7 protein-coding genes are annotated in these 23,183 nt (G+C 75.0%); 1 reads left to right on the top strand and 6 read right to left on the bottom strand.

Translation table 11 applies throughout. The features are described from left to right. Positions 1 to 200 precede the first annotated feature (200 nt). Positions 201 to 1,151, bottom strand: coding sequence for a phosphotransferase (locus ABD223_RS15415; protein WP_344036876.1), 951 nt, complete (start codon positions 1,149 to 1,151; stop codon positions 201 to 203). 147 nt (positions 1,152 to 1,298) lie between these two features. Further along, positions 1,299 to 3,974 (bottom strand): AfsR/SARP family transcriptional regulator, encoded by a 2,676-nt coding sequence (locus ABD223_RS15420; RefSeq protein WP_344036878.1) that lies wholly within the window; start codon positions 3,972 to 3,974, stop codon positions 1,299 to 1,301. A gap of 315 nt (positions 3,975 to 4,289) precedes the next feature. Here ABD223_RS15420 and ABD223_RS15425 point away from each other — a divergent pair, with 315 nt between their 5' ends. Further along, positions 4,290 to 7,274, top strand: a complete 2,985-nt coding sequence (locus ABD223_RS15425) for an exo-alpha-sialidase (protein WP_344036879.1) — start codon at positions 4,290 to 4,292, stop codon at positions 7,272 to 7,274. A 41-nt stretch (positions 7,275 to 7,315) separates the two neighbouring features. Here the strand turns inward: ABD223_RS15425 and ABD223_RS15430 are convergent, their stop codons facing one another. From ABD223_RS15430 to ABD223_RS15445, 4 genes are all read right to left on the bottom strand, one after another. Further along, a complete protein-coding gene (locus tag ABD223_RS15430) occupies positions 7,316 to 8,221 on the bottom strand; it encodes an alpha/beta fold hydrolase (protein WP_344036880.1) in 906 nt (301 codons plus the stop codon). A gap of 163 nt (positions 8,222 to 8,384) precedes the next feature. Then, positions 8,385 to 10,619: a DUF8189 domain-containing protein gene (locus tag ABD223_RS15435; RefSeq protein ID WP_344036881.1), complete on the bottom strand. Its 2,235-nt coding sequence runs from the start codon at positions 10,617 to 10,619 to the stop codon at positions 8,385 to 8,387. 11 nt (positions 10,620 to 10,630) lie between these two features. Then, positions 10,631 to 20,050 carry an RHS repeat-associated core domain-containing protein gene (locus tag ABD223_RS15440; RefSeq protein WP_344036882.1) on the bottom strand — a complete coding sequence of 3,140 codons (9,420 nt, stop codon included), beginning with the start codon at positions 20,048 to 20,050 and terminating at the stop codon, positions 10,631 to 10,633. A 261-nt stretch (positions 20,051 to 20,311) separates the two neighbouring features. After that, the gene (locus ABD223_RS15445) at positions 20,312 to 23,131 is read right to left on the bottom strand and encodes an AfsR/SARP family transcriptional regulator (RefSeq protein ID WP_344036883.1); all 2,820 of its coding nucleotides are present in this window, start codon (positions 23,129 to 23,131) and stop codon (positions 20,312 to 20,314) included. Positions 23,132 to 23,183 lie beyond the last annotated feature (52 nt).

Raw genomic sequence — 23,183 nt, forward strand, 5'->3', positions numbered from 1 at the left:
CCTCCCTCGGTGTGGTGACGACGCTAGGGAGGGCGTGGGGGGCCGGGCATCCGTCACGTGACTGGTCGGTGACGGGCGCGGGCAGCGCGGGCAGTGCCGACAGCGGGGCACGCGGGAACGCCACGGGAACGCACCGACCCGGGCGGCCGACCAGCCCGGCCGTCAGCTCGGCCGGTCAGGTCGTGCGGCAGGAGCGGCCGTCAGCCGGTCAGGCCGCCCGCGAACGGCATCGTCCGCCACTGCTCCACACCGGGCTTCAGGTACTCCTCCAGCGCGGGCAGCCGCGGCACGAGCGTCAGGCAGGCGATGACCCTCAGCATCCCCACGGCGTTCACGAAGCGCAGGACGCCCCCGTCCAACGACCTCAGGCCGTTGCGCGCGGCGCCGCGGTCGTAGGCGGCTTCGAGGTCGGGGCCCAGCGCGGCCAGGTCCCACTCCACCGGGCCCAGCGTGACCAGCTCGAAGTCCGAGTACAGGTCACCGTCCACACCGGAGAAGACGTTCGCGGGCGGGCAGTCGCCGTGGACGGGTTGGAGGTCCACGCCCGGGAACGCCTCCTCGAACGCCGTCCGCGAGCGCACCAGGGGTTCCAGGACCTGCCACTCGCGGCGCGCCCGGTCCAGGTCGGCGGCGGCCAGGAGGTCCGGGGACTTCCCCAGCAGGTCCAAGCCCTCTTCCACGAACGCCGGTTCGGCCGCGGACAGGAACGACAGCGGGCCCGGGTAGTCGCGCAGGGCGGCGTGCAGGTCGGCCGCGGACTCGGAGTTGACCGCGTAGTCCGGTTGCCTGGTCTTGTCCTCCTCGACGAACTGCCAGAACGTCATCGAGAAGCCGTCGCGCTGGACGGGTTCCCGCGGCACGAGGGGGCTGGGCGGGATCACGGGCGTGCCCCGGTCGGCCAGCCACCGCGTCACGTCCAGCTCCGACCGCTGGCGGCGCGCCAGCACGTCGAGGTCCGTGGCGCGCGGCAGGACGGTGGGCACCCGGACCACGACCGGTGCGGGGGCGAGGTGGACGACGACGGAGAACAGGTCGTGCAGCACCGCGGCGTCGGTCACGGTGAGGCCGAGGTCGCGTCCCGCGCCGACGGCCGCGTCGACCGCGGCGGAGGTGCGGCGGGCGAGCTGCTGCGCTGTCAGGTGCTCGGTCACGAATCGATCATGCCACGGGCGCGCCGCCCAGCCGAGCGGGAATGCCGCGGCCGGGCAAGGCCGCCGCAGCCGGGCGGTGACCACGTCCAGCCGGGCAAGGCCGAGCTCGGCCGGGCAGGAGCCACGTCCGGCCGAGCGGGGTCGCGCTCAGCCGAGCAGGGCCAGCGCCTCGGCCGCGTCCTCGACCCGCCCCTGGGCCCGGAACAGGGTCAGGGCCCGCTGCCACGCCTCCCGGGCCTCCTCGGCACGCCCCACGGCGGCCAGCACGTCGCCGAAGTGGCGCAGCACGCTGGCCTCCTCGTAGGAGTTGTCCAGCTGCCGGTACAGCTCCAGGGCGTGTCGGTAACGCTCCACCGCGTCGGCGTCGCGGCCCTGCTGGTGGGCGATGTAGCCGAGGCTGTCCGAGGTCGCCGCCAACCCCTCGACGTGCCCCAGCTCCCGGTTGAGGGCCAGCGCCTCCAGGCAGTGCCGCTCGGCCCGCTCGTGGTCGCCGAGCTTGGCCAGCCGGTAGCCGACGTCGTTGAGGGACTCGGCGACGCGGATCGGGAGGTCCAGCTCGCGGAACAGGGCCAGCTGCGCCAGGGCGTGCTCCAGGGCGCCGGCCACGTCGCCCCGCCGTTCCATCGCCCACGCCATCGCCCGGTGCGCGGCGGCCCGGTCGTAGCCGTCCTCGACCAGCTCCAGCATCCGCCTCAGGTGGAGGTCGCCGTCGTCGAAGCGGCCGACGTCGGTGAGCGCCAGGCCGAGGAACCTGTGCGCGTTGACCCGCTTGACCCTGTCGTCGAGCGCGTCGGCCGCGGCCAGGGCGATCCGCCACACCTCGATGTCCTCGGCCGCGCGGCCCCGGCGCAGGTGGTAGTTCGTCAGGACCCACGCGAAGTGCCAGGCCACGTCGTGGCGGCCCCGGGCGGCGGCCAGGCGCTGCGCGTGCAGCACCGACTCGTACTCGGCGTCGAACCACTCCAGGGCGGCGGTCACGTCGTCGAGCCGCGCGGCCTCGCCCGCCGGTGCGGGGATCCGCGGCCGGTGCGGTTCGAGCAGGCGGTCGCCCGCGTGGGCGGTGGCGGCGCAGTAGCCGGTGAACCGGTCGAGGGCGGCGTCGGCGTCGGTCGGGGCGACCTCGGCGGCGTAGAGGCGCACCAGGTCGTGCATCCGGTACCGGCCCGCGCGGTGCTGCTGCACCAGGTGGGCGGTCTCCAGCTCGCGGAGCAGCCTGCGGGTGTCGGCGCGGCCGGTCAGCTCGACCGCGGCCCGCAGGCCCACGTCCGGCGCGGACACCAGCCCCAGCAGCCCGAACAGCTCGACCGCGCCCGGCGACAGGACCCTTGACGAGCAGGCGAACACCGTGCGCAGGTCGGAGCTGAGGTCGTCCAGCGCGTCGAGGCGGTGCTCGGCCAGCTCCTCGACCAGGCCCGCGAGCGGCAGGTCCGGCTGGGTGACCGCGCGGGCGGCGACGATGCTCAACGCCAGCGGCAGGCCGCCGCACAGCCGGATGAGCTGCCCGACCGCCTCGGCCTCCGCGTGGACGCGTTCCGCGCCGAGGCGGGAGGTGAGGAACACGTGGGCGTCGCGCTCGTCGAGCACGTCCAGCGCCACCGAGCGCGCGCCGTGGGCGGTGACCACGCCCAGCAGCTGCTGGCGGCTGGTGATCAGCACGGTGCAGCGGCCCGCGCCGGGCAGCAGCGGCGTGACCTGGGCGGTGTCGCGGGCGTTGTCCAGCACGACCAGCACCCGCCGGTCGGACAGCAGGCTGCGGTACAGGGCGGCCTGGGCGTCGAGGTCGGCGGGCGGGTCGTCGACGCCGAGCGCGCCGAGGAAGCCGCGCAGGGCGGTCTGCGGCGCCATCGGCTCGGCGCCCGGGTCGAAACCGCGCAGGTTGGCGTAGAGCTGGCCGTCCGGGAAGTCGTCGGCGTGCCGGTGGGCCCAGTGCAGCGCCAACGCGGTCTTGCCGATGCCGCCCACGCCGCCGATGGCCGTGATGACGACCGTGCCGGACGGTTCGGTGAGGTCGGCGATCTCCTTCTCGCGGCCGGTGAACCACGGCTGGGGCGCGGGGAGCTGGCGGGGCACGGCCCGGCGCGCGCCGGCGGTCCCGACGCCGACGCCGACACCGGTGCTGTCGCCGTCGCCGTCGAGGATGCGCAGGTGCAGGTCCCTCAGGCGCGGGTCCGGGTCGGCGCCCAGCTCGTCGGCGAGCCGGTGGCGCAGCTCGTCGTAGTGCCGCAGCGCCTCCGACGACCGCCCGGCGCGGTGCAGGGCCAGCATGAGCTGCCCGGCGACCCGCTCGTCCAGCGGGTGGGCCGCGGCGGCGGCGTGGAGGGAGGGCAGCAGGGCGGTGTGCCCGCCGAGCCGGAGGGCCACGTCGTTGCGGTCCAGCTCGGCGGCCGTGCGCTCGGCCAGGAGCGAGGCCCTGACCTCGGCGAACCACGGCGAGTCGAGGCCGTCGAGCGGGTCGCCGCGCCACCGGGCCAGCGCCCGGCCGTACCGCTCGGCGGCCTCCGCGTCGGGCGCGCCGCGCGCACCGGCCACCAGGTCGCGGAACTCGCGCAGGTCCACCCGGTCGGCGTCGAGCGCGTACCCGCCGGCGCCGCGCCGGATGGGGATGCCGGCGGCGCGCAGCTTCGACACGTACCCGTAGACGGTCTCGCGGGCCCGCAACGGCGGCCGCTCGCCCCACAGGCGGTCGACCAGCCGGTCCACCGGCACCGGCCGGCCCTCGTCGAGCAGCAGCGCGGCGAGGACCCCGCGCTGCCGGGTGTGACCGATGTCGAGGTCGACACCACCCACCTCCGCCCGGACGTCGCCGAGCAGCCCGAACTCCACGCGCAGCCCCCCTGAGCAGCCTGTTCAAGGATCATCCTAGGTCCGCACCCGATCGGCCGGACACGCTGCCCCCATGACAGCGGACAGGTGACGACGACCCGGCGGCGGTCCGCCGCGCGACCGGGTGCCGGGGGGCGGGGAACCGGGGGTGGCGCCCCGATCGGCTCGTGGCCGATCGGGGCGCCGCGTTCGAGGACCGGAGCGGCGGGGAGCGGACAGGGCCGGCGGGGACCGACGGGCGCCGGACAGGGACCGGCCCCGGCCGGCGAAGCGGTCCGGAAGTGGTTCGGTAGCGGCGGTCCCTAGCCTGACTCGGTGAGCAGACTCCTGACATCTGCGCTGGTCCTGGCCTTGATCGCGATACCGGTGCCCGCTTCGGCCAGTGGCGTGGGCGCCTCGCCCTCGTCCATCGGGGTCGAGCACGTGCTGTTCAAGGGCGGCACCGGCGGCTACGGGTGCTACCGCATCCCGGCGCTCGTGCGGACGGCCGACGACTCGCTGCTGGCGTTCGCCGAGGCGCGCGAGCCGCCCTCCTGCGCGGACCGCGGCGACATCGACGTCGTGGTGCGGCGCTCCACCAACGACGGCCGCACGTGGGGACCGGCGCGGGTCGTGCTGAGCGGGGTGCCCGGCGACCCGGAGAAGCCGTTCACCAGGGGCAACCCCGCGCCCGTCGTCGACCGGACCACCGGGCGGGTGTTCCTGCTGTCCACGTCGAACGAGGCGGTGCCGGGCGGCGCGCGGCTGCCCTGGGTGCAGCACAGCGACGACGACGGCCTGAGCTGGTCGCAGGCCCGGCAGGTCCCGGCGTCGTTCGACGGCACCACGCGCGGTTGGTTCGCCACCGGCCCCTCGCACGGCGTCCAGCTGCGCGACGGCCGGCTGGTGGTCGGCGCGCACCAGGCCGTGGGCGACGTCGTGCGGGCCGGGGTGCTCTACAGCCCGGACCACGGCGAGACCTGGCACGCGAGCGAAGCGCCGGACTCGTTCGTCGCGGACCGGGTGCGGCCCGGCGAGGTCTCCGTGGCCGAGCTGCCCAACGGCGACCTGTACCTGGCCGCGCGCAACGAGATCGCCACCGGCCACCACCGCGCCGGGGCCGTCAGCACCGACGGCGGCACGACCGCGACCGCCTTCACCGCCGTGCCGAGCCTGGTCACGCCGAACGTGCAGGGCGCGGTGCTGGCGCTGGGCAGCGGGGTCCTGCTGTTCTCCGGACCCTCGGACCCGGAGGACCGCGAGCTGATGCGCCTGCGGTACTCCACCGACGACGGCGCCACCTGGGCGCCCGGCGCGCTGGTCAACACCGGCCGCGCCGGCTACTCGGACCTCGCGGAGCTGGCCACCGGCGAGATCGGCCTGCTCTACGAGGGCGGTCGGGACTTCTCCGCCGACGAGATCCGGTTCAACCGGTTCACCACCCGGCAGGGGCAGGTCCCGGGCGGCACGAGCCCGGGTCCGAGCGCCGAGGCCACCCCCGCCGCAGGTCCGACCTCGCCCGACACCACGCCCCACGCCAACGACGCCCACGTGCGCGGTTCGGTCGGCGCGGGGCTCACCGGGCAGGCCGACGTGCCGTGGTCGCGGTCGCTGGACGTGGGCGAGGAGGACTTCGGCGTCGAGCTGTCGTTCCGGCACTCCGGTTCGACCGCCAACCAGGCCCTGTTCTGGGCTTACGGCCAGGGTTCGACCGCGCCGCAGGTGTGGGTGCGGCTCCAGCAGGGCCAGGTGGTGGCGTGGGCGCGGGGCGCGCGCGGCGCCGCCAACGTGGCCCTGGACGGCGCCTACGCCGACGGCGCCCGGCACCGGCTCACCCTCACCCGCGCCGGCGACCGGCTGACCCTCGCCGTCGACGGCGCCTCCGCCACCGCCACGGGCGTCGCGGGGCCGGTCACCGGCGGCCGCACCGGCATCAGGCTGGGCGCGCGGCTCGACGGGGCCGACCCGTTCTCCGGCACGATCGAGGACGTGGTGCTGCGCAAGGCGGGCGTCACCGTGCTGGACCTGCCGTTCGCGACCGTGGACGGCGCGGCGGCCCCGACCCGGACCCGCTCGCCCATCACCGACGACCTCAGCGGGCACTGCTCGGACGGCTCCCTGCTCGGCGGGCTCCGGGACGCGGTCGCCGGCCGGATCGGCAGCGACGCGCTCGCCGTGAACGACTCGTACCCCGGCGTCGAGGTGCCGCACACGCCCGCGATCGACGCCGGGACGCGGGACTTCGCGTTCTCCCTGTGGTTCCGCTACCAGGCCGGCACCGCGAACCACGCCCTGCTGTGGGCGAACGGGATGACCTCCGGCGGGCCGTCCGCGTGGGTGCGGGCCCAACCCGGCCAGGACCGGCTGCACGGGTGGGTGGAGACCGACGCGGGCCACGTCGCGGTCGCGCTCGACGACCCGTCGTCGGCCCGCGCGTTCGGCGACGGCGCGTGGCACGAGCTGGTGCTGCGGCGCGTGGGCGACCGGGTCGAGCTGGCCGTCGACGGCGGCGCGCCCGCCGTGGCCACGGGCCTGACCGGCTCGGTGTCCGGCGACCTCGGCGTGCGCGTCGGCTCGAAGCCCGACGGGTCCGACGTGCTCACCGGCGAGCTGGACGACGTGCGGCTGACCATCGCCGGCGAGCAGGTGCTGCGGTGGGGCTTCGAGTCCCAGAACACCCAGGCGCACGACGTGGTCCGCACCCCGCTCGGCCCCGCCACCGCCGACACCTCCGCGCACTGCCACCACTCGGCGGTGCGGGGCGGCGCGGCGACCACGGCGGGCGCGGTCGGGCGCGCGTTGGCGTTCGACGGCGTCGACGACTCGGTGCTGGTCCCCTACCAGCCGCTGCCCGGCGACTTCTCGATCGACTTCCGCGTGCGGTACGCGGCGGGCGGCGCCGACCAGGTGCTGGTGTGGGCCTACGGCGTCGGGTCGACCGAGCGTGCGCTGTGGCTGCGCGCCCAGCCGGGCAGGGACCGCCTGTACGCCTGGGTGCAGACCGACGCGGGCGCGGCGGCGGTCGCCGCGCCCGACGCCGACGCGTTCGGCGACGGCCGGTGGCACCACGTCGAGCTGAGGCGCGCCGGGGACACCCTGGAGCTGCTGGTGGACGGCACGGTCCGGGGTTCGGCGGAGGTGCGGGGCACGCTCACCCACGGCGACGCGTTCGCGGTGGACGGCATCCAGCTGGGCATGCGCCCCAACGGCGTCGAGCAGTTCAAGGGCGCGCTGGACGAGTTCCGCGTGCGGCGCGGCGGCGCGACGATCACGCACCTGCCGTTCGAGGTCGTGTCGCGGACGCCCTTCGCCCGGGGTTGAGCCCGGCGGGTGTCGGCGCGGGGACCCGCGCCGACACCCGGTCAGGCCTCGGCCGGCGCGGCCTGTTCGGCGCGCCGGACGAGGCCGGAGATGTGCTCGGCGATCACGGGCCACAGCTCTCGCGGCAGGTGGTGGCCCATGCCCTCCAGGACGACCAGCTCCGCGCCGGGCACGGCCGCCGCGGTGGCGCGCCCGCCGCCGATGTCGCACACGGGGTCGGCGGTGCCGTGCACCACCAGCGCGGGCACGCGCAGCGACCGCAGCCCCGGCGTGCGGTCGCCCGTCGCCACCACCGCGGTGCCCTGCCGTTGCAGGCCCAGCACGTCGTAGCCGCGGTCGTGGGTCCGCGCGGCCTGCTCGGCCGCCGCGTCCGCGTCGAACCCGAAGCCCCGCGACGCCACGGCCCGCTTGGCGCGCACCTGCCACTCGACGAACGCCTCCCGCTCCCGCGGCGGCGCGCCCAGGTCGGCGAACACGGAGAAGTCGGGTTCGCCCACGCCGGGCTCGCCGGTGGTGGACATCATCGAGGTGAGCGAGCGGACCCGGTGCGGGTGCTCGATCGCGACCACCTGGGCGATCATGCCGCCCATCGACGCGCCCACGACGTGCGCGCCGGCGATCCCGAGCACGTCGAGCAGCCCGACGGCGTCGGCCGCCATGTCCGACAGCGTGTAGGGCGCGGAGGAGGTGTCGCCGGCGCGGATCGCGGCGAAGTCCGGCACGGGCTCGTCGGGGAGGTGCGTCGACCGGCCGGCGTCGCGGTTGTCGAACCGGATCACCCGCAGGCCCCGGTCCACCAGTTCCCGGCAGAAGCCGTCCGGCCAGTCGATCAGCTGCGCGCCGCCGCCCATGATCAGCAGGACCGGCGGCGCGGCGGGGTCGCCGAGGTCCTCGTACGCGATCTCGATCTTGGACGGGCCGACGTCAAGCGCTCTCAGCTCCGGCATGGTGGCCAAGGTAATCGTTGGCACGCCCGGGAAAATCGGTCCGCGGTGCGATGTTTTCGCCCGCCGTTCCCGCTATGGTCGAAGTGTGGGAAGGGATTTTTCACCCCCTCCCGGAGGTGCCGGGGCGGACCGGCGGGAAGTCCACCGGCCCGCCCCGCCGCCCTCAGAGCCGGCGCTCCACGAACCTCGGCGTCCCGTTCGGGCTGCGGAAGGTCACCAGCCACGACTCGCCGTTGGCGTTGGTGACGGGCACCGCCGTGGGGTCGGTCGCCGCCGGGTCCGAGATGCCCTCGATCAGCCAGGCCCACTCGCCCCAGGTGTTGGTCCCGACCGCCGTCTCCCACACCCGGTGGACCTCGCCGTCCGCGCCCCGGACGACCACCGCGACGCGGCCCAGCGCCGGGTCCAGCACCGCCGACGGCGCGCCGGCCGCCACGACGCCGCCGCCGACCTCGTCCCACTCGCCCGGCCACGCGCCGCCGGCGTCCTGGAGCTTGGTCAGCACGGAACCCGAGGCGCCGCGCACGAACACCTGCGGCTGGTAGCCCGGCCGCACCACGACCGACGGCGTGCCCGACGAGCCCGCGCCGCCCAGGTTCGCCCACGCGGACAGCGAGCCGTCGTCGTGGAACAGCACGGTCCTCACCGCGCCCGCCCCGTCGAGGCCGACCACGCGCAGGCCGTCGCGGACCGCCACGACCGCCACCTGGCCGACCAGGTCCTGGTCGCCCAGGTTCCGCCAGAACGGCACCGAGCCCTTCTGCTGGTACACCCAGAGCCTGCCGTCGGCGTCGACCGCGAACTGCGCCGGCGTGCCGTCCGCGAGCTTCGCGGCGGTCGGCGCGGCGGCCGGCGAACCGCCGAGGTCGGTCCACGGGCCCCACGTCAGCGCGCCCGCCGCCGTCTGCGCGATCGCCCACACGTCACCGTCGCGGTTCTGCGCGGTCACCTGGATCCGGCCGTCCGCCAGCTGGACGACGGCGGGCTTGCCGGTGAACGCCTCGCTGCCCGAGATCACCGTCCACTGGATCGACCCGAAGTTGTCCACGTCCTGCTGGTGGCCGAAGACGACCCGGCCCGCGTTGTCGGTGTAGGCGTACTCCAGCGTGCCCACCCGCGCGCCCGCCACCGGGGCGGCCTGGAACGCGGTGGTCGCGCTGTCCCGCACCACCGGCACGGTCGGCAGCGGCCGCGCGAACCAGCCCTGGAGGTCCACGATCACGTGGGACGTGCCGGAGCTGCCGTTGCGGATGCGGATCCTGCCGTCCGTGCCGGGCGCCACCGACACCGAGTTGGTCCGCCGGCCCGCGCCGTGGTCGCCCACCGTCAGGCCCGGCTCGGGCTCGCCGACCGGCCACGCCTTGACGTAGCCGGGCTCCTCCGACGTCGTGGTGATCGACACCAGGGCCGCCGCGATGCCGCGCGTCGGCAGGCCGTGGGTGCCGCCGACCTGCACGTCGACGGTGGCGTTGGGCGCCACCGGCAGGCCCGCGCCCGCCGCCCTGGTGTTGAGCAGCCGCTTGCCCACCTCGCGGAACCCGCTGCCGGTGGTCGCCGACGCGGTGAAGTAGCCCTCCAGGTTCACCATGAGGTTGACGGGCGCGCCGCCGCGGTTGGTGAAGGTCACCTGGCCGTCCGCGGGCAGCTGCACGACCGCCGCCTGCTGCGTGGTGCCCTTCGCGTAGTTCATCACCGGCCGGGCGGTGCCGCCGGCGGGCGCGTAGGACAGCCAGCCGCCCTCGGTCGCGCTCGGCGTGGCCAGGTTGACGTACGCGGCGGTCGCGCCGGCCGGGATCGGGCCGCCGGTGAGGGTGACGGTGCGGCTGCCGCCCGCCGGCACGACGCCGGCGGCGGTGCCGAGGCCGGTGCGGGTGTCGACGGCGCGGGTGTGCTCGACCGGCACGTACCCGCCGCCCGTGGCGCCCTGCGAGGACTTGAAGTAGCCGTGCACCTCGACCACGACGTGCGCCTTGCCGGCCGCCTGGTAGACGGCGAGCTTGCCGTTCGCGCCGACCTCGACCGCGACGAACGCGGACAGGTCCTCGCCGGCCTGGGCGGCGACCGCGGTCGTGTCGGACCGCTTCTCGCCGTCCGGCGTCAGCACCAGCCACGTGTCGGCGCTCGGGTCGAGGATCGACGCGCGCGCCAGCACCGAGCCGACGCCGGTCGTCGGGATGCCGCCGACCCCGAGCACGGGCACCACCGTGGTGGTCTCCGCACCGCGCTGACCGGCCGCCGCGCCCGTGCCGTCCCGCGTGTCCAGCACCTCCGCGTCGTTCTTCAGCTGGACGTAGTCACCGCCACCGCCGGCCTCGTCCGCGCCGGCGTGCGGCGCGACCAGCATCGCGAGGGCCGCGGCGGCGATCGCCACCAGGCTCGCGCCGGATCTCTTGGGCACCTTGGTTCCTCTCATCTCTTCCACGCGTCCTTGATGGTGGAGCCGAGGCAGCCGATCGCCGCGACGGTCACCACCACCGAGGTCTTGGCGTTGGCCAGCCAGGCGGTGGCCGCACCGGTGGCCGCGTTCACGCCCAGGCACTGCTGGAGCGCCCGGCCCGGGTTCTCCCGGACATACCTGAGGGGGTTGGTCAGGTAGTTCTTGCGGAACAAGCCGCCTACGGTCTTGGCGCCCTCCCACGCGCCGCGGCCGGCTCCGGCGACACCCCGGCCGACCGCGCCCGCGCCGCGCGACACCTTGCCGCCGAGCCACTTCACGCCGGCGCCGACCTTCTGCAGCGCCTTTCCGCACTTGCCCGCGTTGTGCACCAGCACGTCCGCGTCGCCGGCCACCACGTGGAAGGTGTGCAGGGCGTCGACGGTGAGGTTGTGGACCGTGCGCTGCTCCGACCACGACCGCGTGCCGACCACGACGCCCTCGGACAGCCGCCGGCCGGGCTCCAGGTCGCGGGCCTCCACCCACTCCCCGTCGGCCAGGAACGGGTGGCCGCCGGTGGTGGTCAGGGTCGAGGTGGCGCCGTCGAGCGACACCGACACCTCGACCATCTCCTTGACGCCCGTGTTGGTGATCACGTCGGTCACCGCGTATGAGCCGGTGCGGCCGGTGGTCGGGTCGGTCGCCGCGACCTCGTCGCCGAGGCGCACCTCGCCGATGGGTTTGGTGGAGCCGTCGCCCATGCGCACGGCCGTGTCGCCGGCGAAGCTGTTGCCCGCGACCACCGCGCAGGCGGCCCCGACGACGTCGTCGGCGTACTTGGCGCTCCTGACCGCGCGCACCGCGCCCACGCCGATCGGGCCGCCGAACAGCGACGCCACCGACACCACGGACCAGGCGCAGCCCGCGACGTCGCCCCGGGTGAGGCACTTCTTGCCGTCGTTGTAGCCGGAGGCCTCGGCCGCCCCGGCCAGCACGCCCTTGCCGATGTTCCGCCAGCCGGGCCACTTCCAGGTGGACCCGCCGCCGCCGGAGTTCGACTTGGCCGCCGCGGACGTGTCCCGCACGGGGTTGCCCGCCTTGCTCACCGCGGCCTGGTAGACCCGGTCGGTGCCGCGCTTGGCGTCGGCCACGACGTCGCGGCTGGCGCCCACCGTGCCCGCGGGCGCCTTGGGGTTGGACGACACGGTCTTCGGCATGGTCAGCACCGGGGTGCGCGCCGCGCCGCCGACCGTCCTGGGCACGTGCCGGGCCGAGTGCTCCGCCGCCGCCCTGGCGCGTGCGGTGACCCGCTTCTTGCGCTCGTGCTCGGCGCGGCGCGCCGCCTCGGCGTCGTAGCACGCGCCGCAGCTGCCCCTCGCCCCCGGACCGCGGTAGGCGGGGCCGGGCGCGTACGACGGGTAGGTGGTGCGGGGCAGCGAGGACTTCTTCTTCTTGCCGGAGAACCGGTCGGCCTGGGCGCTGATCGCCGAGGCGAGCGACGAGCTGTAGTCGCACACGAAGAAGACCAGCACGCAGTCGACGGTGACCACGCTGGTGGACGAGTCGTCATCGTCGTCGGACCGGTTCCACGGCCACGACCAGTGCCCGTCCGGGTCGACCTGGCCGAGCGGGTCGCCCGCGCCGTAGGTGTAGCGGTTGGCGCGGATCGCGTCGCCGCCCTGGAACGGGATGTCGTCGCGCGAGGTGAACCCGCCGGCGCCCGGGTCGTACCAGCGGGCGCCCATGTCGACCTGCCCGGTCTCCGGGTCGGTCCAGTCGCCCTGGTAGCCGAGCGGGCCGGTGTCGCCGGTGCGCGCGGTGACCAGGCCGAACGGGTCGTAGGCGGTGCGGTCGGTCAGGTCCTGGCCGTCCGGGGCGAACGCGCCGACCACGTCGCCGTGGCCGTTGGCGACCGGGACGCGCCGCACGTCGCCGCGGCCGGTGGCCAGCAGCTCGTCGCCGGGACCGCGGGCGAAGGTGGCCGCGCCGTCGGAGACGACCTGGTCGCCCTGGCCCGCGTAGGTGAACGCGGCGCCGTCGCGGGTGGCGACCCGGTCCAGGCCGTCGTAGGTGTAGCTCTGGCCCGCCGCGCCGACCAGGCGGTCGAACGCGTCGAACGCGAACCGCTCGGTGTGCCCGGAGCTGGTGCGGCTCGCCAGGGCTCCGCGGGCGCTGTGGGTGTAGGTGTAGTCGCCGTCGGACAGCAGGCGGTTGCGCTCGTCGTAGGTCGAGGTCTTCGCGCCCGCCCTGGTGCGGTTGCCCGCCGCGTCCCACTCGTACTCGGTGGTCGCGCCGCCGGTGGTGGCGCGGCGCAGCCTGCCCAGCGCGTCGTAGGCGTAGGTCGACTCGACGCCGTTCTCGGTCTTGGCGGTGATCAGGTCGGTGTCGTCGAACCCGTGGGTGGTGGACGCGATGACCTGGCCGGACGCGTTGGTGAGCACGTCCGAGACCTGGCGGCCGTGGTCGTCGTAGCCGTAGGCGCGGGTGCGGCCCGCGCCGTAGCCGATGGTCTTCACCGCGCCGGCCGAGTCGTAGCCGTAGGTGCGGGTGACGCCCGCCAGGCCCTCGGCGACGGTGTTCAGCCTGCCCTTCGAGTAGGTGAAGGTCGCGGTGCCGGCGGCGTCGCGCCTGGTCAGCGGGTTGTCGTCGGCGTCGTAGGTGAACTCCGCCGCGCCGCCCGGCCCCGCCGTGGTGAGCAGGTTGCCGCGGTCGTCGTAGGTGTAGGTGTCGTCGTTGACCCGGACCTGCCTGCCGACGAGGTCGTAGGCGATGCCGCGGGCGGCGGTGGGCCGCTCGGCGCCCGTGCCGGTCTCGGCGACGAGCTGGTTCGCCGCGTCGTAGGTGCGGGTGCGCACCACGCCGCCGGGCGCGGTCAGCTCCACCTCGTTGCCGGCCGCGTCGTACTCGGAGGTCCACGTCCGGTCGTCCGGGTGGGCGGCGGTCGACGGCTCGACCACCTCCTCCACCAGGCCCCACGGGTTGTAGGTGGTGGTCGTGCGGTGGCCGCGCGCGTCGGTGACCCGGGTGAGGTTGCCCGCGGCGTCGTAGCCGAACTCCTGCGTCACGCCCCCCGGCTCGACCTGCTTGACCAGGCGGTCGCCCGCGTCGAACTCGAAGGTCGTGGTGTGCTGCTCGGCGTCGGTGACGCTGGTGGTGTTGCCGGCGGGGTCGTGGCCGAACGCGGTGGTGCGCAGCACCGAGCCGTCCGGCTTCAGCTCCGAGACCGCGACCCGGTCGCCGAACAGGTCGTAGGCCGTGCGCGTGGTGCGGCCGAGGCCGTCGGTGACGCGCACCTCGTTGCCCGCCTGGTCGTAGCCGAAGCGCGTCCGCACGCCCGCCGGGTCGGTCTCCTCGACCAACCGGCCCAGGGTGTCGTGGGCGTGGGAGGTGGTCGCGCCGGTCGCGGTGACGGCCGAGGTGACGTCGCCCCGGTCGTCGTAGCGCCGCCACGAGGTGAACGTGCCGGTGGTGGGCTTGCGCTCGTACCGGGTCGAGGTGATCTCGCGGTCGAGGTCGTCGTAGGTGGACTCGGTGCGGCCGCCGTCCGGCGCGGTGACCGACAGGACCCGGTCCGACCGGGTGTGCGTGAAGCGCCAGGTCGCGCGGCCGGCGCTCGCCGGCTCGTCCCGGGTGACCAGCCGGTCCAGCTGGTCGTAGGCGTACCGGGTGGCGTTGCCCCGGGCGTCCACCACCTCGGTCGGGTTGCCGTTGCCGTCGTAGGAGGTCTTGACGACCGGGGTGAGGCCCCGGTGGGTCGGCGAGACCTCCTCGACGACGCGGCCGACGCGGTCGTAGGTGGTCCGGTGCGCGTGGCCCAGCTCGTCGGCCACCACCACCGGCTCGTCGAAGGTGTTGTAGCCGGTGCGGGTGGTCGGGTTGGCGGTCGTGGCCGGGCCGCCGCCGCGCTCCACCGCCACGGCCGCGCCCGATCCCGACACCTGCCTGCCCAGCTCGTCGAAGGCGTAGGTGGTGGTGCTGCCGCGCGGGTCGGTCACCGAGGTCTGGTGGCCGCGCCGGTCGTAGGTGAAGGTGGTGGTGCGGTTCGTCGTGCCGTCGGTGACGGTCTCCTCCACCACGTTGCCCGCGTCGTCGTGCCGGTAGGTCACGGTCTCCGGTGTGGTGGACACCTCCCACGGCACGTTCGACGCCTTGCCGCCGGTCGTGGTGCGGGTGATGTTGTCGCCGCCGTCGTAGGCGTAGGTGGTGGTGCGGCGCAGGCCCGCCGGGTCCACCACGGCGGTGGCCAACCGGCCGAGCCGGTCGTGGGTGTGCTCGACGACCGTCGCGCCGTTGTCGGTGACCTGGCGGACCAGGTTGCCCGCCCCGTCGTAGGTGTTGTCCTCCAGCACGAAGTCGCGCTTGCTGCCGTCGGGGTCGCGGAAGTCCTTGAGCACCTTGCGGCGCGTCAGGCCGTCGTCCCAGTGCTCCAGCTCCGTGCGGCGGCCCATGGCGTCGGTCTCGCTCACCAGGCGGCCCGCGAAGTCGTAGGAGTACGCCTTGAGCAGCAGCTGCCCGTTCGCCGGCGACGGCGCGCCCGGCGGGTCGCCGCGCCAGTCGCGCACGCGCACCTCGGCCAGGTCGCCGCGGCTGGTCCAGGCGTAGTCGAACCGGTTGCCGTTCGGGTCGGTCTTCGAGGTGACCAGGCCGAACGCGTCGTGCTCGTAGGAGGTCTCGTGGCCCTCGGCGTCGGTGACGCGCACCAGCCGGTTGTGGCCGTCGTAGTCGTGCACCGTGACGCGGGGCGCGTCGTTGCCGCGGGTGTCGGCCTCCTCGACCCGGACGGTGTTGCCGTCCGCGTCGTAGGTGCGGGTGGTGCGCCGCTGGTGCTCGACGCCGGTGACCGCGTCGGTGGTGACCGGGCCGGTCGTGGTCAGCAGCCGCGACATGGCGTCGTAGGTGTAGGTGGTGACGACACCGGCGGGGAAGCTGTCGGAGATCTCCTTGGTGGAGGCGACGCGGCCCAGGTCGTCGTAGGTGTGCTCGGTGACCAGGCCGCCGGGGTGCGTGGTGCGGGCCAGGTCGCCGTTGTCGTAGTAGTCGTAGCGGGTCGTCTTGCCGCGGGCGTCCACTGTGGACGCGATGAGCGCGGCCGGTGGCGCGCCGCCGTTGACGGCCGCCTCCGCGCCGGTGGTGTAGGCGTGCTTGACGAAGCTGCCGTCCGGCGCGGTCTCCTGGAGCACCTGGCCGGTCGGGTGGTAGCCGAACGTGGTCCGGTAGGTGGTGTCGGTCGCGCTCGCCGACCGGCCGTCGCGGGACTCCAGCGGCAGGAAGTTGCGCGGGTCCTGCTCGTTGGTGACGGTCGTCGGGTACGTGTCGTAGCTGGTGTGGCACTCGGTCGAGGTGCGGCAGGTCCTGCGGGACGTGATGTTGCCGCGCGCGTCGTAGCCCAGGGCGACGGTGTCGCCGTTCTCGTCGGTGACCACGGTCAACTGGCCGTTGTCGTCGTAGGTGAACGACCGGATGGCCATGCCCTCCGCGCCGTACCGGACGAACACCGGGCCGCCGGCGCCGTCGGGGATGGCGGTGCAGAACGCCGGGTCGGCCGGGTCGGGCTTGGCGCAGGTCTCGGTGGGCGGCGCCGGGGTCGAGGTGGGCTCGCCCGGCGCGTCCTCCGGCCGCGCCTCCAGGCCCAAGGGCTGCCCGAGGCGCAGCAGCCAGCCGCCCAGCGCGTCGTACTCGTACAGGCTGGGCCGGTTCGCCGGGTCCAGCACCTCGACCGTGCGGCGCAGGTCGTCGTCACCGCCGTGGACGGCGGGCGGGCCGACGCGCCAGGTGCCGCCGTTGCCGTCGGTGTGCTCCCGCACCCGGTCGAGGGTGGTGTCGTAGGTGGTGCTCGCGGCCGTCTTGCCGCTGGGCAGGGTGATCCCGGTCAGCTGGTCGGCGGGGTTGTTCGCGGCGCGGTGCGCGGCGACCGAGGCCGCGCCGAGCGGGCCCGGGTAGACCGCGACCTCGTCGATCACGCCCGCGAAGTGGCGCTGCGGGGTGCTGCCCCACGCGGGCCACGTGCCGGTGGCGTGGGCGGCGCCGACCTGGTTGAACGTCAGCCCCTCGTGGTCGACGGCCCTGCCGGTCAGCTCGCCGACCTTCGCGCCGTCCAGGTAGAGCGCCTGGGCGCCGCCGGAGGCGCTGAGCACCACGTGGTGCCACCTGCCGTCGTTGACCAGCGCGGCGCTGGTGATCGGGGACGCCGCACCGGTGGCGAACTGGCCGCGCAGCCTGCCGTCCGTGCCGACGTAGAGGACCGGCGCGCCGGCCGTCGGCGAGGAGCCGAGGGCCTTGTCCTGGTAGCCGAGCAGCGGTCCGCCCGAGCCGGTCACCGACGACTTGAACCACAGCTCCACCGCGCCGTCGCGGTTCTTCTTCAGCGCGCCCTTGGGCAGGTCGACCGACGAGGTCGTGCCGTTGAAGGACGCGGCGGTGTCGGTGGTGTTCACGCCGGCCGTGCCGAGGGTGACGTTCCGGTAGGCGCCCGCGTCCTCACCCAGGTTGACCGCGACCTGGCTGGCCGCCGCCGTGCCGTCCGGCTCGCCCAGCCGCCAGTACGACTCGGGGCGCGAGTCCAGCACGCTGGTGCGGTAGTGCGAGCCGGTGGCGTACCGGTAGGTGGTGCAGCCGAGGCCGCAGGCGCTGGTGAGCAGGTCGCCGGTGTAGGCGTAGGTCCAGGTGGTCCCGTCGGCCTTGACGCTCGTGACGCGGTTGCCGGTCCAGCCGAACGTGAGGTGCCGGCCCGAGGTGTTGGTCTGGCTGTTGGACACCTGGGCCTTGAGCAGCCTGCCGGTGCCGGTGTCGTAGGTCAGCACGACCGACCGGTTGGCGCTGTCGGTGATCCGCGTCAGGCGGCCGTTGGGGGAGAACTGGTAGGTGGCGCCGGACAGGTCCAGCAGCTTCCAGCCGGCGCTCTCGGCGGTCAGCCGGGCGACCCGGCCGAACGGCGCGGCGAAGGTGCCGTCGGTGTTGCGGCCGAACCGGACCTGCCTGCCGTCCGGGTAGGTGACCACGACGTTGCCGGAACCGTCGTCGTCCGGCGTGACCTTCATGTCGTACCGGGTGGACCACCCCGGGCCGAACATGCCGTCACGGCGCGGGTCCAGGCTGTTGTAGGTGCGGACCAGGCGCAGCTCGGGGCCCGCGGTGGTGATCGAGGCATCCACGGCGGCGGTGGACCAGTTGCCCGTCTGCGGGTCGAACTCCTGGTCCTCCGTGCCGTAGGGGCCGCCGGTCAGGCGCGAGGTGATCTCCGGCTGCGGGACGCTGGTCAGGACCGTCGACCAGGGTGAGGCGACCTCGTTGTTGGCGTCCTTGACGTGGGCGCGCCAGTCGTAGGCCTTGCTCCACTTCAACGCGGGCGGCGTCCAGGCGGTCCTGGCCTGGTAGCCGGAGTTGACGCAGTTGACCTGCTTGCCGGCGGCGTCGCGCTCGCAGACCTCGAACTTGAACTGCACGGTCACCGACGGCGGAGCGTCGACGTCCAGGGCGCGGGCCCACAGCTGCGGGGTGAGCGTGGACGCCTGGTAGCCGTTCGGCGGGTGCAGCTCCTGCACCACCGGCGGGACGTCGAAGACCTCCAGCACGACCCGGCCCGGCGGGACCTGGTGGTCGGTGAAGACCGGGCCGCCGGTCCTGACCATGGTGAAGTCGAGGAAGTACCTGCCCGGCGGCAGGGCCTTGATCGTGGCGTCGAGCGTGACGCGGGCGTTGCGGGCGACCGCGCCGGGCAGGGTGGCGGCGCGCTGCTGGGTGATCGACCTGCCGGTCTTGGCGTCGTAGGCGCGGTAGGCCAGGTAGTGGCCGCCCGGCGACCACGCCTCGGCGCTCCTGTTGGTGACCGCGATCTTGACCTTGCCGTCCTGGTTCTGGAGCACCGGCGGGTTCGGGACCGGGTCGGCCAGCGAGTACGTCGCGTTGTACGGGCTGTGCGTGACGTAGAGGCGGGGCGGGTTCGCGGTCGCGGGGCCGGTGAACTTCTTGCCCGTCCCGGCGCCGGAGGCGCGCAGCGAGAGGCCGTTGTTCGCCTGCTCGCCGTCGACCCAGCGCTGCACCAGGTCCCGGCCGCCGCCACCGAGGTTGATCAGCTCGCCCGCGGTGGGGCAGGCGGAGGAGGACTGGCCGAGCGCCACGTGGCCGTGGGCGAAGGACCGCTCGGCGAGGCGGCCGCCGGTGGCCGGGCCCGGGTAGTCGTAGTCGCCGGTGGACGACCAGCTCTGCGTGACCGGGTGCACGGTGACCGGGCGGGGCCGGCACGAGTCGGCGTCGTAGTTCACCAGCCACAGCTGGGCGCCGAAGATCGTGTGGTGCCGGAGCCGGTCGACCAGCGAGCCGAAGCGCAGGTAGGACGCGGCGTCGTCGCCGACCACGAGGGTGTTGCCGCCCGGCGAGGACGAGGAGCCCTGGACGCGCATGCTGCTGTCGGCGGCCTCGCCGGTGACCGGGAGCTGGACGGTGGGGTCGACGGCCACGGGGTGCACGGCGGTGGCCAGCCACTCCCGGTCCAGCGCGACCTTGAGCGCCGGGCGGCCGTCGTGGCCGGTCAGGGCGTAGGTGACGCCGGTCGAGCGCGTGCCGGCCGCGTCCACCATGTCGCCCGGCGGGATGACGGCGCGGGTGGTGGGGCCGTCCTTGAGCAGGACCTGGCCGTCCTCGACGTGCGCGGTGAGGCCCTTGAGGACGAGGGGGAAGGTGAACTCGGTCGGCGCGCCCGGCCCGGTGAGCACCAGGGTCTCCTTCACCCCGCCCGCCCGCGACTCCAGCTCCAGGTCCACCTTCGGCTGAACCCCGGCGTAGGTGACCGTGGCGCCGTCCACCCGGCCCTCGACCGGGGCCGCACCCGCCAGCCCGTAGGCCACCTCGTGCCCGCCGTCGACGACGAACCTGGCCAGCTCGGCCGCGTCGGCCCGGCGGGCGACCCGGACGTCGACCTCGTCGGCGGCGTTGTGCCAGCCGTCCTCCGCGGGCACCAGCTCGGGCCGGATCGCCTTCCACTCGTCGCCGTCGCGGTAGTTGACCGGCGTGGGCGAGAACTCGGTGGTCTCGGTCCCGTCGGCGTTGGCGTAGGCGTTCTCGTGCCGCGTCCTCGCCTCGACCTTCTCCCGGCTCTTCCCCTTCTCGAACCCGACCGGCTCCGCCACCGCCACCTCCTCCACCGAGGCGGCGTTGCGCGGCTGCGACTCCCACTCGACCTTCGGGTAGCGCGACCTCAACGAGGCGGGCACCGTCCCGTTGCCGGCCTCGCCCTCCAGGTGACCGGCCCCGGCCTCGGCCGCGCCCCACACCTGCCCCGGCCCGGCCTGCGCCACCGGGTCCGCGGCGAACCCCCCGGACCGCCCCCACCCGTTGACCGCGTCACCACCGCTGGTGGCGACCAGCGCCACCACCACCGCGAGGGCAACCCCCTTGACCGGCCCCGCCGCCCACAACACCCCCAGCAACCCGGCCCTGTTGCGCACACGCGACGACATACCGCTCCCCCGGTCAACTCAGCAGGCCGCCGGCGACGCTAAACACCCCCACTTCCCACCCACTCCCCCTCCACTCCCCTTCCCCCTCGCGAGTCGTACCTCCAGAACGCGCGAGTCGTACGTTCAGGACCATCGAGTTCAACGCTCAGGACCGGCGAGTCAGCCGCATGGGGGTACGCGAATGTAGAACTCGGGGGTCCGGAACGTACGACACGGTGGACCTGAACGTACGACTCGCGAAGTTTTGGAGGACACGCGCGGTTAGGCGGGGTGGGGGTGTTGGGCCTCGGTCAGTTGCCAGGGGGTGCCCCAGTGGTGGGCCAGGGTCAGGGCGTCGCGGTGGTGGGTGGCGGCCGCGGCGGTGTCGCCGGCGGCGGCTCGGGCGTGGCCCAGGGCGATCAGGGCGTTGATCTCGGTTTCGCGGTTGTGCTCGCGGCGGGCGACGGCCAGGGCGTGTTCGGCGTGGGTGCTCGCGGCGGTCGGGTCGCCCTCGGCCGCGTCCAGGCGGCTCAGGACCACCAGGGCCGACGCCTCGCCGTAGGGGTTGCCCAGGTCCCGGTGCAGGGCGCAGGCGGCCGTGGCGTGGGACCTCGCGGTGACCAGGTCGCCCCGCGCCAGGAAGAGCTGGCCCAGGTTCACGCGGGCCACGGCTTCGCCCCAGCGCGAGTCGTCCTCGACGGCCAGGGCCAGGGCCAGGTCCAGGTGGGTCTCGGCGGTGTCCAGCCGGTCCAGCAGGCGGTGCACGAAGCCCAGGTTGTTGTGGGCCATCATCTCGTCGGTGCGCGTGCCCGCGCCGAGGGTTCGGGTGAACATGGCGCGCGCCTCGGTGAACCGGCCGGCCGCGAGGAGGGCGATGCCGAGGCTGTTGGCGGTGGCCGCCTCGCCCTCCGGCCAGTCCGCGTCCCGGTGCGCCGCCAGGGCGGCTTCCAGGTGGCCGATCGCCTCGTCGCGCCGGCCCAGGTGCACGCACGCCGCGCCGATGCCCCGCAGGACCAGCGCCTCCACGCGCGGCACGCCGCGAGCCGCCTCCAGCACCGGGAACGCCACCTCCAGCCACTCCGCCCGCAGGCCCCGGTGCAGGAACACCGAGCGGATCACGTCCGCCAGGTGCCACGCCTCCGGGTACGGGCCCCGGATCGCGGCCTGCCGCAGCACGGCGGTCAGGTTCCGGTGCTCGGCCGCCAACCACGCCACTGCGGAGGAGGCGGAAGGGAAGGAAGGGGGAGGCGAGGAAGGGGAGGTGGGGAGGGAGGAGGTGGGCTGGGGTGGGGGTTCCGGTAGGCGCAGGGGGCGGCGGCTGAAGTGGCGGTCCACGGCGTCGGTGGCGGTCAGGTGGTAGGAGACCAGGCGGGGCCAGGCGGCCGGGTCCGGTGTCAGGGTTCGGGCGTGGTCGCGGACCAGGTCGTGGAAGCGGTAGCGGCCCGGGGTGTGCTGCTCGACCAGGTGCGCGGCGGCCAGGCGGTTGAGGAGGCGGGTGGCTTCCGGGACCGGGGTGTCCAGCAGGGCGGCGGCCACGGGTGGGGTGAAGTCGGCGCCCGGGACCAGGCCCAGCAGGCGGAACAGGCGTTGTTGCGGCGCGGGCAGCGCCTGGTAGGAGACGTCGAACGCGCGGGTCAGGGCGCTCTCGTCCGCGCCGTCCACGGTGAGGCCGGCCAGGGGGTCGGCGCGCAGTTCGGCCACCAGGGCGGTGACGTGCGGCTCCGGGGCGGTCTGGAGGTTGGCCGCCGCGATGCGCAGGGCCAGCGGCAGGTGGCCGCACAGGTCGGCCAGTTCGTCCAGGCAGGTCGAGGCGGGCAGGCGCAGGACGGTGGACAGGAGCGCGCGGGAGTCGCCGGCGGGCAGGACGCCCAGGGACAGGGTGCGCGCGCCGGCGCGGACGGCCACGTCGCCCAGGCGGTGGCGGCTGGTCACCAGGACCACGCCGGACGGCGGCAGCAGCGGCAGCACCTGGTCGGCGTCCCGCGCGTTGTCCAGCAGCACCAGCGCCCGGCGGTCGGCCAGGGCGGTGCGGTAGAGGGCGGCCAGTTCGTCCACATCGGACGGCAGGCGCCGGTGGCCCAGGGAGCGCAGCAGTTGCGCCAGGGCGGCGGCGGGCGGCACGGGCTCGTGGTCGGCGTCGAAGCCGCGCAGGTCCAGGTAGAGCTGGCCGTCCGGGAAGCGGTCGCGGGCGCCGCGCGCCCAGTGCACGGCCAGGGCGGTCTTGCCGACGCCCGCCGGGCCGGTCACCACCCAGGGGCCCGGTTCGTCCAGGCGGGACAGTTCCGCCGCGCGGCCGGTGAAGGCCGGCACGTCGTGCGGCAGCTGGGCGGGGCGGGCGGCGGTGGGCTCGTCGGGGGCGGGCCCGTCGCCCCGCAGCACCTGGACGTGCAGGTCCTGGAGGGTGCGGCCGGGTTCGATGCCGAGTTCCTCGGTGAACCTGCGGCGCGTGCCGGCGTACGCGGCGAGCGCCTCGGACGTGCGGCCAGAGCGGTGCAGGGCGAGGATCAGCGCGGCCTGGAGGCGTTCCCGGAACGGGTGCTCCTCGCCCGCGCGGCGCAGCTCGTCGATGACGGCCGCGTGCCGCCCGGCGCGCAGCTCGGCGTCGAACAGGTCCTCCAGGACGGCCGGGAGGCGCTCCTCCAGGGACCCGGCCTCGCGGTCGACCAGCGCCTCGGCGACGCCGCCGAGCACCGGCCCCTCCCACAGGGCGAGGGCCGCGCGCAGGCGGGCCACGCCCTCGTCGAGCCCGCCACCGGCCAGGTCGGCGCGGGCCGCCGCGACCTCGTCGGTGAACACCTGGAGGTCGAGCCGGCCCGGTTCGACCCGGATGAGGTAGCCGGGCGACCGGCGCACGATGGCGTCACGGCCGAGGAGCTTGCGCAGCTCCCAGACGCGGACCTGGAGCCGGCCGCGCGCGCTCGTCGGCGGCTCGCCGACCCAGGCGGCGGCGATCAGCTGCTCCTCGGAGACCACCCGGTTCGCGTTGAGCAGCAGCGCGGCGAGCACGGCGCGCTGCTTGGGCCCGCCGAGCCGCACCGGTTCGCCGTCGAGGTGCGCGGTGACCGGGCCCAACACCCGGTAGCGCGCACCCCTTTCGACCACGACAACATGATGCCATCGAATTCGAGCATTTCTCGGAAAAAGTTCCGCCGAT

Origin of the sequence: Saccharothrix xinjiangensis, assembly GCF_039527585.1 — a bacterium.
Lineage (GTDB): Bacteria > Actinomycetota > Actinomycetes > Mycobacteriales > Pseudonocardiaceae > Actinosynnema > Actinosynnema xinjiangensis.

Bases quoted from the DNA above. Each gene is read 5' to 3' on its own strand.
- ABD223_RS15430 (WP_344036880.1), bottom strand. From the start codon at position 8,221: ATGCCGGAGCTGAGAGCGCTTGACGTCGGCCCGTCCAAGATCGAGATC.
- ABD223_RS15440 (WP_344036882.1), bottom strand. From the start codon at position 20,050: ATGTCGTCGCGTGTGCGCAACAGGGCCGGGTTGCTGGGGGTGTTGTGG.